13 protein-coding genes and 3 tRNA genes are annotated in these 11,383 nt (G+C 74.9%); 8 read left to right on the forward strand and 8 right to left on the reverse strand.

Translation table 11 applies throughout. The features are described 5' to 3' along the window. The coding region (locus MHY85_RS17970; protein ID WP_239199007.1) for an MFS transporter at positions 1–1,535 on the reverse strand (1,535 nt) is incomplete at its 3' end. Positions 1,536–1,820: 285 nt separating this feature from the next. On the opposite strand from MHY85_RS17970, the gene MHY85_RS17975 reads away from it, so the two are divergent. After that, the gene (locus tag MHY85_RS17975; RefSeq protein WP_239199010.1) at positions 1,821–2,888 is read left to right on the forward strand and encodes a LacI family DNA-binding transcriptional regulator; all 1,068 of its coding nucleotides are present in this window, start codon (positions 1,821–1,823) and stop codon (positions 2,886–2,888) included. Positions 2,889–3,017: 129 nt separating this feature from the next. On the opposite strand, the gene MHY85_RS17980 is transcribed toward MHY85_RS17975, so the two are convergent. The 6 genes from MHY85_RS17980 to MHY85_RS18005 form a co-directional block, all read right to left on the reverse strand. Further along, positions 3,018–3,440, reverse strand: a complete 423-nt coding sequence (locus MHY85_RS17980; RefSeq protein ID WP_239199013.1) for a MaoC family dehydratase — start codon at positions 3,438–3,440, stop codon at positions 3,018–3,020. Then, a complete protein-coding gene (locus MHY85_RS17985; protein WP_158374832.1) occupies positions 3,440–3,889 on the reverse strand; it encodes a MaoC family dehydratase N-terminal domain-containing protein in 450 nt (149 codons plus the stop codon). Before MHY85_RS17985 ends, MHY85_RS17980 begins: the two co-directional genes overlap by 1 nt. 19 nt (positions 3,890–3,908) lie before the next feature. Continuing rightward, complete coding sequence (gene rpmG / locus MHY85_RS17990; protein WP_146839572.1) at positions 3,909–4,079, reverse strand: 50S ribosomal protein L33; 171 nt, start codon at positions 4,077–4,079, stop codon at positions 3,909–3,911. A 78-nt stretch (positions 4,080–4,157) separates the two neighbouring features. Continuing rightward, positions 4,158–4,234 (reverse strand) — tRNA-Met (locus MHY85_RS17995). 48 nt (positions 4,235–4,282) lie between these two features. Continuing rightward, a tRNA-Thr gene (locus tag MHY85_RS18000) sits at positions 4,283–4,354 on the reverse strand. A gap of 167 nt (positions 4,355–4,521) precedes the next feature. Then, positions 4,522–4,603 (reverse strand) — tRNA-Tyr (locus MHY85_RS18005). A 113-nt stretch (positions 4,604–4,716) separates the two neighbouring features. Between MHY85_RS18005 and MHY85_RS18010 the strand changes: the two genes are divergently transcribed. From MHY85_RS18010 to MHY85_RS18030, 5 genes are all read left to right on the forward strand, one after another. After that, positions 4,717–5,217, forward strand: coding sequence for a YajQ family cyclic di-GMP-binding protein (locus MHY85_RS18010; RefSeq protein WP_154728866.1), 501 nt, complete (start codon positions 4,717–4,719; stop codon positions 5,215–5,217). A 109-nt stretch (positions 5,218–5,326) separates the two neighbouring features. After that, positions 5,327–5,797 carry a WXG100 family type VII secretion target gene (locus MHY85_RS18015; protein ID WP_239199016.1) on the forward strand — a complete coding sequence of 157 codons (471 nt, stop codon included), beginning with the start codon at positions 5,327–5,329 and terminating at the stop codon, positions 5,795–5,797. Then, a complete protein-coding gene (locus tag MHY85_RS18020) occupies positions 5,794–6,612 on the forward strand; it encodes a hypothetical protein (RefSeq protein WP_239199019.1) in 819 nt (272 codons plus the stop codon). Before MHY85_RS18015 ends, MHY85_RS18020 begins: the two co-directional genes overlap by 4 nt. Further along, positions 6,609–8,081 (forward strand): hypothetical protein, encoded by a 1,473-nt coding sequence (locus MHY85_RS18025; RefSeq protein ID WP_239199022.1) that lies wholly within the window; start codon positions 6,609–6,611, stop codon positions 8,079–8,081. Before MHY85_RS18020 ends, MHY85_RS18025 begins: the two co-directional genes overlap by 4 nt. Further along, a complete protein-coding gene (locus MHY85_RS18030; protein WP_239199025.1) occupies positions 8,078–8,569 on the forward strand; it encodes a hypothetical protein in 492 nt (163 codons plus the stop codon). Before MHY85_RS18025 ends, MHY85_RS18030 begins: the two co-directional genes overlap by 4 nt. 4 nt (positions 8,570–8,573) lie before the next feature. Here the strand turns inward: MHY85_RS18030 and htpX are convergent, their stop codons facing one another. Then, positions 8,574–9,449, reverse strand: coding sequence for a zinc metalloprotease HtpX (htpX, locus tag MHY85_RS18035; RefSeq protein ID WP_239199028.1), 876 nt, complete (start codon positions 9,447–9,449; stop codon positions 8,574–8,576). Positions 9,450–9,568: 119 nt separating this feature from the next. Here htpX and MHY85_RS18040 point away from each other — a divergent pair, with 119 nt between their 5' ends. Both MHY85_RS18040 and MHY85_RS18045 read left to right on the forward strand, forming a co-directional pair. Further along, the gene (locus tag MHY85_RS18040; RefSeq protein ID WP_239199031.1) at positions 9,569–10,426 is read left to right on the forward strand and encodes a transporter substrate-binding domain-containing protein; all 858 of its coding nucleotides are present in this window, start codon (positions 9,569–9,571) and stop codon (positions 10,424–10,426) included. A gap of 26 nt (positions 10,427–10,452) precedes the next feature. Then, entirely contained in the window at positions 10,453–11,340 is an 888-nt protein-coding gene (locus MHY85_RS18045; RefSeq protein WP_239199034.1) for an amino acid ABC transporter permease, read from the forward strand. Positions 11,341–11,383: the final 43 nt, after the last annotated feature.

Here is an 11,383-nt window from a genome sequence, read left to right on the forward strand (position 1 = left end):
GCGGTGTTCGTGGTGTTCGCCCTGTCCGGGTTCAACTTCTCGAGCTGGGCGGCCCGGCTGCCGGCGGGCTCCCGTCGGACGCTACCGGAGGGCACGCACACGGCGTCCTCCCCCGCGAGGTCGAGCGCGGGGACCGCGGCGGGCGCGGCGGTGGCGACCACCGGGGCCGCCGGGTCGTCGGTGGCCGGGGCCGGGGCGGCCGGGGTGCTGTGGCCGACGCCGTCCGGGCGGCGGACCGTCCGGGCCAGCAGCACCGACGCGACCATCGCCACCGTGATGAGCAGCAGCGCGTGCCGGGTGCCGAGGAGCTCGGCGGCGAGTCCCAGCAGCGGCGGCGCCGCGAGGGACGCCGTCGAGGAGAACGACGAGATGACGGCGACCCGGCTCGCCGCGCGCAGCGGGTCGTCCGACGCCGCCGCGATGCCCAGCGGGACGGTGAGCGCGGCGCCGCAGCCCCAGGCGACGATGCCGACCGCCGCGAGCGGCAGCGACGGCGCGAAGCCGAACAGCAGGAGGCCGCCGAACGAGACCAGGCCGGAGGTGCGCAGCACGGTGACCCGGCCGTACCGGTCGATGAGCCGCGTGCCGAGCAGCCGGACCAGCGTCATGGCCCCGACGAACACGCCGAACATCGCGGCGCCCACCGCCTCGACCTGGTCGAAGCCGTCGACGACGGCGATCGCCAGCCAGTCGTTCGCGGCGCCCTCCGACAGCGCGGCGGACATGATGACGACGCCGATCAGCAGGGTCCGCGGCTCCCGCCAGGCCCCGAGGGCCGAGCCCGGCCGGGCGACCCGGCGGACGCGGGCGGCGCGCAGCCGGCCGGCGAGGCCCGCCTCGCGCGGCGTCCGGCCGTCGGCGCGGGCGTCCCGCGCGGCGACGACGGCGGCGCGGTCCGGCGGCAGCGACTCGATCACGGCGCCCGGCACCGACAGCAGCCGCCACACCGTCCCGACGACGGCGGTCGCGACGAACTGGGCGAGCAGCGGGACGTCGGCGGCGGCGCACAGCGCGCCGATGCCGGAGCCGAGCACCGAGCCGATCGAGAACGCGGCGTGGAACTGCGGCAGCACGGTGCGGCCCATGCGGCGCTCGACGGCCGCGGTCTCGACGTTCAGCGGCACGTTGCCGATCGCGAAGCCGACGCCGGACAGGAAGATCCCGGCGGTCAGCACCGGCACCGATCCGATCGTCGGCCCGATGCCGATCAGCACGTAGGCCGCGGCGAACGCCACCATCGACACGTACAGCACCGCCCGCCCGCCGAACCGGTTGACCAGCACGCCGGCGACCGAGACGGTCGCGAGCGAGCCGATCGAGCCGGCGATGAGCAGGCCACCGAGCTCGGCCGTGCCGAGGTCGAGGGCCGCGCGGACCGCGGGCAGCCGCGCGAGCCAGCCGGACAGCATGAGGCCGCTGAGGGCGAACAGGCCCATCAGCAGCCAGCGCGCCCGGTGCACGGCGGGGTCGACCGGCGGGCGCGGGATCGACGGCGCGACCCGGCCGGCCCGTCCCGGGCGGCGGCCGCCGGTCACGGGCGCCTCAGGTCGGGGTCGGCGGTTGGCCGGGCGGAGGGGGGCGCGCCCGGCGCGGGCCCGCGGCTGGCTCACAGCGGCTCCAGATCGGTGCAAGGGGGTGGTCAAGCGGAGGTCCGCACCGGGTCGAGCCCGGTTCGAATCGATTCGACCTCGTGCCGGAGCGGGCGGGTCGAATCGTTTCGGGGGACGCCACCAGTCTGCGGGTACGCTGGCCGCGGCGTCAACGACTCGCGGGGACGGTGACGCCCCTCACCCCCGAGCCCCGGACCCGGAGGCGCCGCGGTGTCCCAGCGACCGACCCTGGCCGACGTGGCCGCCGCCGCCGGGGTCTCGGTCTCGACCGCGTCCCTCGCGTTCTCCGGCGCCGGGCCGATCGCCGAGGCGACCAGGCAGCGGGTGCTCGACGCCGCCGCGGGTCTGGACTACGCCGGCCCCAACCCGCTCGGGCGGCAGCTGCGCAGCGGGCGGTCGGGGATCGTCGGCGTGGTCGTCGGGGACGCGCTCCGCCGGTCGTTCCGCGAGCCGGTGTCCGTGCAGCTGCTCGACGGGCTGGTCGACACGATCAGCCCGCTCGGCCTCGGGGTGCTGCTGGTGCCCGGCTCTCTCGAGCCCGGCGCCCCGGCGGTGGACCCCCTGGTCGAGTCCGCGGCGATGGACGTCGCCGTCCTCATCTGGGGCGGCACCCTGGACGACCCGACCCTGCAGGCGCTGCAGCGCCGCGGGATCCCGCTGGTCGTGGTCGAGGGGCAGGACCTGCCGGGGATCGTGACCGTGGGCATCGAGGACCGGGGGGGCGTCGCGGACATCGCCCGGCACCTGACCGGCCTGGGCCACGAGCGGATCGCGACCGTGACCCTGCCCTTCGGCCCGGACCGGCGCAGCGGGCTCGCCGACGCCGACCGGCTCGGGCAGATCACCTGGTCGATCGCGCGGCGCCGGCTGGACGGCCTGGCCGACGCGGGGGTGACGCCGGTCGCGGTGTACGAGACACCCGCGTCGCTGGTCGAGCACGGGCACGCGGCGGCGCAGGCGCTGCTGTCGGGCCCCGCGGAGACGCGACCCACGGCGGTCGTGGCGCAGTCCGACCTGCTGGCGTCGGGGGTCGTGCTGGGCGCGCGGGAGCTCGGGCTGCGGGTGCCGGAGGACGTGTCGGTCGCCGGGTTCGACGGGCTGGACCTGCCCTGGCTCGCGCCGGACGTCCTCACGACCGTGACGCAGCCGATCACGGAGAAGGGCGCGGTGGTCGGCCGGGCCATCGAGGCCCTGCTGGCCGGCGACACCCCGCCGGACGAGGTCCTGGCGGTCCGGCTGCGCCTCGGCACGACCACGGGCCCGGCGCCGGGCGCCTGACGCCGGCGGGATCGGCGAGGGCCGCCGCGCGCCGCCGCGGGCTGATGCCCGCCCGATCGTCGTGCCACCGCCCGATCGACCCGGGGCGGCGCGACACGGCGCCGGGACGGCGGTGCGCGGCGCGGCGCGTCAGGTGAGGCGGACGAGCGCCTGGCACTTGGCCAGCACGCGGGCGCCCGCGGCGGTGACCGTCAGGTCGACGCGCGCGGTGCGGGTGTCGGCGTCGAGCGCACCGACGACCGCGACGACCTCGACGGTCGCGTGACCCGGGTCCGGCACCGGCACCGGCCGGGCGAACCGGGTCTGGTAGTCGACGACCGCGCCCGGGTCGCCGACCCAGTCGGCCACGACGCCGACGGCGGCGCCCATCGTCCACATGCCGTGCGCGATGACGCCGGGCAGGCCGACCTCGGTCGCGAACCGCTCGTTCCAGTGGATCGGGTTGACGTCGCCGGACGCGCCGGCGTATCGCACCAGGCGGGACCGGTCGACGGCGACCTCGCGGCGGCCGACCTCCTGGCCGACGGCCAGGTCCTCGAACGCGGGGGCCATCAGGCGTCCTCTCCGCGGACCGCGAGCGTGGACGTCACCGTGGCGACGGGCTCGCCGCCCTCCGCGGCGATCACGGCGCGGGTCGTCACCATCGACAGACCGGCGCGCTCGGTGACCGCGTCCACGTGCAGCACGGTGACCAGGCGGTCGCCGGCGTGGATCGGGCGGTGGTGGATGAACCGCTCGTCGGCGTGCACGACGCGGCTGAAGTCGATGCCCGCCTCGGGGTCCTCGATCAGCTGCGCCTCGGCGCGCTGCGCCACGACGACGGCGAACGTCGGCGGCGCGATCACGTCGGGGTACCCGAGTGCTCGCGCCGCGTCGACGTCGGTGTGGGCCGGGTGCGTCGCCCCGACCGCCTCCGCGAACGCGCGGAGATGCTCGCGGCCGACCTCGTACGCCTCGTTCGGCGGGTACTCGCGCCCCGCGTACTCGGGGTTGACGGCCACGATCAGCGTCGCTGGAGGGTCAGCGGGTCTCGCGGTGCAGCGTGTGACGGCCGTCGCGCGGGCAGAACTTCTTCATCTCGAGCCGGTCGGGGTCGTTCCGACGGTTCTTCTTCGTGATGTAGTTCCGCTCCTTGCACTCCGTGCAGGCGAGCGTGATCTTCGGACGGACGTCCGCGCTCTTGCTGGCCATGGTCTTGCCACCTCTCGCGCCCGAAGCGCTTGGATCTTCGTCGTCGGGCGCCGGCGGACGCCCCACTGGATTCAGTGCTGGTAGCGGGGGCGGGGTTCGAACCCGCGACCTCACGATTATGAGTCGTGCGCTCTCACCAACTGAGCTACCCCGCCTCGGGTGCGCACGCCGGCCAGACGATCCTGGCCTGCGACACACCACAGAGCCCCGAACGGGATTCGAACCCGTGACCTCTTCCTTACCAAGGAAGTGCTCTACCACTGAGCTATCGGGGCAGCGCGGACCAGGCTACACGGTGCCCGGGGCGGGTGCGAAATCCGTCCCCCGACCCGCGTGATCCCGCAGGCCGGAGCCGGTCGCGCCCCGCACCGGAGCAGGTCGAGCCCGTCCGTGCGTGGCGACGGGGCGCCCTCCGTGAGGAGGACGCCCCGTCGTCCGTGCGTGGCGGGTGAGGGATTCGAACCCCCGTAGGCGATGCCAGCTGATTTACAGTCAGCCCCCTTTGGCCACTCGGGTAACCCGCCAGGGTGCGCGCCTCGGTGACTGCGTCGCCGGGGTGCGGATGGAAGGATAGCAAGGGTTCGGGCCGGTTCCGAAACCGGCCCCGCACCACCCGCACCACAGGTCAGGAGGAGTCATGGCGAGCGAGTCGTCGTTCGACGTCGTCAGCAAGGTCGACCGCCAGGAGGTCGACAACGCGCTGAACCAGGCCATCAAGGAGATCGCGCAGCGGTACGACTTCAAGGGCGTCGGCGCCTCGATCGCGTGGAGCGGCGAGAAGATCGTCATGGTCGCGAACTCCGAGGAGCGGGTGCGCGCCGTCCTCGACGTGTTCCAGACCAAGCTGATCAAGCGCAACATCTCGCTCAAGGCGCTCGACACCGGGGACGGCGACCCCAAGCCGTCCGGCAAGGAGTACCGCCTGGAGGCCTCGATCAAGGAGGGCCTGTCCTCCGAGATCGCCAAGAAGGTGACCAAGCTCATCCGCGACGAGGGCCCCAAGGGCGTCAAGACGCAGATCCAGGGCGACGAGGTCCGCGTCTCCGCGAAGGCCCGCGACGACCTGCAGGCGGTCATCGCCCTGCTCAAGGGCGCCGACGACATCGACGCGGCGCTGCAGTTCATCAACTACCGCTGACGCGCCCGTCCGCCGCGAGGCCCGGCCCCCGGGTGCCGGGCCTCGCGTCGTCCACAGCCGGGAGAACGGCCCTGTCGCGAGGTCCTGACCTCTGGTTCCATCGGGGGGCATGACGGCAGGGGGAGATCCGGAGGCGATCCGGCAGCACGCGCGACGGCTGCGCACCACCGCGGAGGACGTGGCCCGCACGGGCGACCGCGTCCGCGCGGGCTCGGGCATCGAGTGGGTCGGCGTCGCCGCCGACCGCTACCGCGAGCGCCTCGCGCAGCACGGGCAGCGCGTGACCGCCGCCCAGGACGAGCTTCTCGGCACGGCCGCCGCGCTCGACCGGCTGGCCGACGAGCTCGAGGCCCGGCAGGCGGCGATCCGGCGGGCCATGCGGTTCGTCGAGGACCGCCTCGACGACGCCCGCCGCACCGTCGGCCGGCTGGGCGACCTCGCCGACGACGTGCTCAGCGGCGCGGAGCGCGCGGCCCGCGACGCCGCCCGCGGCGTGCTCGGCACGGTCGCCGGCGGCCTGCCCACCCCCGGCTCCCCCGACTGGTCGGGCGTCGCCGACCGCATCGGGAGGATCGGGTGACCGCCGTGCTCGCGCCGGTGGACGGCGCGCTCCGGGCCCGGCTCGGCGAGCAGGACTGGGCCACGGCCAGCGCGGGCGTCCCCGGGCTCCCCGGCTGGGCCGGGGTGCTCCCCGTCGACCGGGACGGGTCCGCCACGGTACCGCCGGCTGCCGCGGCGGACGACGCGAAGGCGCCCGCCGGGGTCGACCCCGTGCTCCGCGCGGCGGTCGAGGGCGGTGCGGCCGCTCTGGTCGCCGTCGAGGTGGCCGTCGCCGCGGGCGAGCGGGCGCTGCTCGCCGTGCTCTGGTCCGACGCGGACGCCGGCTCCGGCCTCGCGCGCGGTGTCGACGTCGTCCCGGGCGGCGGCCTGGCGGGCACCGCACCGCGCCCCGGGGTGGAGGTCAGCGCCTTCCCGACCTCGCGGCTCGTCGACGAGGTCCTGCGGCACGTCCCCGCGGCGCCGGTCCGCGTCGTGGCCGCCCCTGCGACCGTCCCCGAGGAGCTCACCATCGCCCTCGCCCAGGCGATCCGCACCGGTGACACGACGACCGTCGACGCCCTGCGCGCCGAGCTCGGCGCCGACGGGCCGCCCGCCGTCGTCGAGGCGGCCGTGCACGGCACCGACGGCAGCCTGGTCGTGTCGGTCGCGAGCCGCGGCCGCACGGACGTCTCGACGCTCAGCCTGCTCCGGACGGACGCCGGCTGGGTCGAGCTCACCCGCACCGCCGACGGCCAGGTCGTGCACAACCCGCGCAGCCGCGAGGACGTGCGCGCCGCGCTGCTCTACGACCTGACCGGCCGGTTCGCGACCGCGACGACGGAGGACGACGCGTGAGCATCAGCGTGAGCGGCGGCGCGGGCGGGATGGGGGCGCGCCTGCAGGACCTGCGCTCCGAGGCCGGGCTGCTCGACGCCGCGGGCGACGACGTCCGGCGGTGGAGCGGGTCCGTCGCGGCCGTCGCGGTGCACCCGGACGTCACCGTCGCGACCCTGCTGTGCCCCGGGGAGGTGGCGGCGGTCGCCGGCTCCGTCGCGGCGGCGACGATCGGGGTGAACGGGCTGCTCGTGGTGAGCACCCGGCTCGAGGGCACCGCCGTGGTGCTCCGGGCGTCGGCGACGACGTACGAGTTCGTCGACGCCACGCAGCAGCGTGTGCTGGAGGCGCTGCAGGACGCCGCGGGGTTCACGCTCGGGGCGGCGCTGCCGTTCCTCGCGATCGGCGGCGGCCTCGTGCTGCTGGGCGGAGCCGGGGCGGTGCTCGCGAGGCCGGCCGACTGGCCCGCGCTCGTGCTCCTCGCCCGGCACGTCGACCCCGCCTCGCTGGGTCGGGCCGGGATGGACGGGCTGTACGACAACCCCTGGCTCCTGGAGTCGCTCACCCGCACGGCGCCGAGCCTGGTCCAGGGGACGACGTGGAGCCTCGGCACGCTGCTCGGCGGACCCGCCGGAGGGCTCGCGCTGCCGTTCGCCCTGTCCGGCGGGCGGTGGCCGACCGGGACGTACGAGGACGCGGTCGGCGGGCTGGTGAACGCCGGCGGGCTGTTCGGGATGTTCCAGGACACCGGGGCGGTGGGGGTGACGCTGAGCGACCGGCTCGACGGGACGTTCGCACCTCGGTCGACGGCCGAGATCTTCGAGCAGCAGAGCGCCATCGGGGCCGACCGGGGAAAGGTCCAGATCGTCCAGGTCACGAACGCCGACGGGTCGTCCTCCTTCATCGTCCAGATCCCCGGCACGCAGGAGTGGGGGCCGACGCGGGGCGACAACCCCGTGGATCTCACGACCAACGTCCGCCTCATGGCCGGCGACTCCACCCTGATGCAGCAGCAGGTGGCGGAAGCGATGCGGCAGGCGGGTATCCGCCAGGGCGATCCGGTCATGCTGACCGGCCACAGCCAAGGCGGCATCACCGCCGCCGCGCTCGCCTCCGACCCCGCGTTCCGGCAGGAGTTCGCCGTGCAGAGCGTGGTGACGGGCGGTTCGCCGATCGCGCGCTTCGACATCCCCGACTCCGTCTCCGTGCTGTCGTTGGAGCACGACCAGGACGCGGTGGCCATGCTCGAGGGCCGGGAGAACCCCGATCGGGCCAACTGGGTCACCGTGGAACGCGACCTGGGGACGGTGCGGGACGGCGTCCTGCGGGAGGCGTCGGTCGGCGCCGCGCACGGCACGGGCGTCTACGCCGAGACGGGCGCCATGGTCGACCGCTCCGACGATCCCTCGGTCCGAGCGTGGCGCGAAGGCGTGGAGCAGTTCTTCACGGGCGACGCGACCGTCACCCGATGGGATGTGACCGCACCGTGAGCTCTCGGGCCCTCGGCGCCGTCGTCAGCATCGCCCTGCTGCTGACCGGCTGCGCCCGTGGCACGACGGACGACGCCTCCGACGCGCCCGCCGAGGGCGCCGTCGCCGACGACGTCCTGTTCGAGCAGGTGGCGGACCTCCCCGGCGTCGTCGGCGTGGAGGACCTGCGGTTCCAGCAGGACTTCGGGCTCCCTCCGCAGTACGCCGGGCGCATCACCGCGGCGGACGACGCGAACCCGCTGTGCGTGCTGGACGAGGCCCTGGCGATCCTGCACCAGGGTCGGGAGGGCGTCGGGCTCGAGGTCCTGGTCACGACGAGTGCCAAGGAGACCTACGGGTTGTCCAGCCTCGTCGGCCGCGACGGCTCCGCCGAGGACCGCTACGGGCCGCAGCCCACCGAGCCGCAGCCGACGGCGACCGTCCGCCCGTGCACGCCACCCGCCGAGCGGTCGTCGCTCGGCGGCGCGACGCCCGCTCCCACGCCCTGAGGCGTCAGTACCGCTCCACCCCGCCGTACCCCGCCATGCGCTCCAGCCGCTGGATGCGGTCCGCCATCGGCGGGTGCGTCGCGAACATCCGGCCCATCCCGGCGCCCTTGAACGGGTTCGCGATCATCAGGTGCGACACGTCCACGAGGTCCCGCTCCTGCGGCAGCGGCCGCGCGGCGGTGCCGTGCTCCAGCTTGCGCAGCGCGGACGCCAGCGCGAGCGGGTCCCCGGTGAGGGCGGCGCCGTCCTCGTCGGCGTCGTACTCGCGGGTCCGGCTGATGGCGAGCTGGATGAGGGTCGCGGCGACGGGGGCGAGGAACACCATGAGCAGCGCGGCGATCGGGTTGCCGCCGCGGTCGCGGTCGTTGCCGCCGCCGAAGAACAGCGCGAACTGCGCGACCGAGGTGATGACGCCGGCCACGGCCGCCGCGATGGACGACGTGAGGATGTCCCGGTTGTAGACGTGCATGAGCTCGTGGCCGAGCACGCCGCGCAGCTCGCGCTCGTCGAGGATCTGCAGGATGCCCTCGGTGCAGCAGACGGCGGCGTTGCGCGGGTTGCGCCCGGTCGCGAAGGCGTTGGGCGCGGCGGTCGGCGAGACGTACAGCCGCGGCATGGGCTGGCGGGCGGCGGTGGAGAGCTCGCGGACGATCCGGTACATGGCGGGCTGCTCGATCTCCGACACCGGACGCGCGTGCATGGCGCGGATCGCGATCTTGTCGGAGTTCCAGTACGAGTACGCGGTCATGGCGAGGCCGGCCAGGGCGAACAGGAAGATGTACCGGCCGTTCGCCACGAAGGCCCCGATGCCGAGCAGCACCGCCCACAGCACGCCGAACAGCAGCGCCGTCTTCAGGCCGTTGTAGTGCCGGTGACCCATGTGCGTCCTTCCTGTCGTCGCGGCCGACAACTCGTCCCGCGTTCCAGACAACGCTGCAGGCCGTCCGGCAGTTCCCCTACCCTGACCCCGCACATCCCGCCACTCCCCGAGGAGACACCGTGCGTACCGTCCGCATCCTGGCCCTGGCCGCCGCGAGCGCGCTGGCGCTCGCGGCCTGTGCGCCCGTCGACGATCAGGCCGACGCCGGCGCGTCGGAGTCCGCCGCGACCGACGGCGCGCTCGACACCCTCACCGACGGCGTGCTGACCATCGGCACCTCCGACCCGGCGTACGAGCCGTGGGTGGTCGGCAACGACCCGAGCAGCGGCGAGGGCTTCGAAGCGGCCGTGGCGTACGCGGTCGCGGAGCAGCTCGGCTACGACGCCGACCAGGTCGAGTGGGTGCCCGTCACGTTCGACCAGATCATCGCCCCGGGCGCCAAGTCGTTCGACTTCGCGATCAACCAGGTGTCGATCAGCCCCGAGCGCGCCGAGAACCTCGACTTCTCGTCGTCGTACTACGACACCGCGCAGGCCGTGGTGACGCTGGAGGGCTCGCCCGTCGCCGGCGCGACCTCGGTGGCCGACCTCAAGGACGCGAAGCTCGGTGCGATGGTCGGCACCACGAGCCTCACGGTCGCCCAGGACACGATCGACCCGACCACCGACATCCAGGTGTTCAACGACAACGACCAGGTCAAGCAGGCGCTCCAGGCCGGCCTGGTCGACGCGATCGTCGTGGACCTGCCCACCGCGCTCTACATCACCGCGGCCGAGCTCGACGGCGGTGTCCTCGTCGGCCAGCTCCCCGCCGACGACGCGGCCGGCGCGGACCAGCTCGGCCTGGTGCTCGACAAGGGCTCGTCGCTGACCGAGCCGGTGACCGAGGCGGTGGACGCGCTGCGCGAGGACGGCACGCTCGCCGACCTCGAGTCGCAGTGGCTCACCGACGCGGCCGGCGCGCCGGTCCTGCAGTAGTGCCCGCGGGACCCGCGGACCCCGCGGTGCCCTCGGACGGCACCCGCCCCGCGTGGGTGCCGTCCGAGCGGCAGCGCGAGCGCGACGCCTACCGGCGCGGCCAGACCCGTCGCTCGACGCTGGTCGCCCTGGTCAGCACCGTCGTGGTGGCGGGCGTCGCCGTGCTCGGGCTGGTGAGCTCGCCGGGGTGGCCACGGGTCAAGCAGTCGTTCCTCGACCCCGAGGTCGCGTGGGCCTCGCTGCCGAAGGTGCTCGAGGGCCTGTGGCTGAACGTGCGGGTCATGGCGGTGTGCGCCGTGCTGATCGTCGTCGTCGCGATGCTGCTGGCGCTGGCGCGGACGCTGCGGGGGCCGGCGTTCTTCCCGCTGCGCGCGCTCGCCACGGGGTACGTCGACGTGTTCCGCGGCCTGCCGCTGATCCTCGTCCTGCTGCTGGTCGGCTTCGGGCTGCCGGGGCTGCGGCTCCAGGGCGTGCCGACGTCGGCGGTCGTGCTGGGCGGACTGGCGCTGGTGCTGACGTACTCGGCGTACGTCGCGGAGGTGTTCCGCGCGGGCATCGAGTCGGTGCACCCGTCGCAGGTCGCCTCCGCGCGGTCCCTGGGCCTGACCCGGGGGCAGACGCTCCGGCACGTCGTGCTGCCCCAGGCGGTGCGCCGGGTGATCCCGCCGCTGCTGAACGACCTGGTGTCGCTGTCGAAGGACTCCGGCCTCATCTCGATCCTCGGCGCGGTGGACGCGGTGCGCGCCGCGCAGATCCAGACGGCGACCTACGCCAACTTCACGCCGTACGTGGTCGCGGGCGTGCTGTTCGTGCTGCTGACGATCCCGCTGACCCGGTTCACCGACGCGCTGGCGAAGCGCGGCGGCTGGCTGGGGTCGCAGAGCGGGCTGGCGGGCGCGGGGGCGATGCGGTGACCGTGCCCGCCGCCCCCTCCCCCGACGTCGTCCCCGCCGGCAC

The sequence above is a fragment of the Cellulomonas sp. ACRRI genome, from assembly GCF_022346185.1.
Classification (GTDB): Bacteria; Actinomycetota; Actinomycetes; order Actinomycetales; family Cellulomonadaceae; genus Cellulomonas.

Excerpts from the sequence above, each read along its gene's own strand:
- MHY85_RS17980 (WP_239199013.1), bottom strand. The coding sequence starts at position 3,440 with ATGGCCCCCGCGTTCGAGGACCTGGCCGTCGGCCAGGAGGTCGGCCGC.
- MHY85_RS18010 (WP_154728866.1), top strand. The coding sequence starts at position 4,717 with ATGGCGAGCGAGTCGTCGTTCGACGTCGTCAGCAAGGTCGACCGCCAG.
- rpmG (WP_146839572.1), bottom strand. The coding sequence starts at position 4,079 with ATGGCCAGCAAGAGCGCGGACGTCCGTCCGAAGATCACGCTCGCCTGC.
- htpX (WP_239199028.1), bottom strand. The coding sequence starts at position 9,449 with ATGGGTCACCGGCACTACAACGGCCTGAAGACGGCGCTGCTGTTCGGC.
- MHY85_RS18015 (WP_239199016.1), top strand. The coding sequence starts at position 5,327 with ATGACGGCAGGGGGAGATCCGGAGGCGATCCGGCAGCACGCGCGACGG.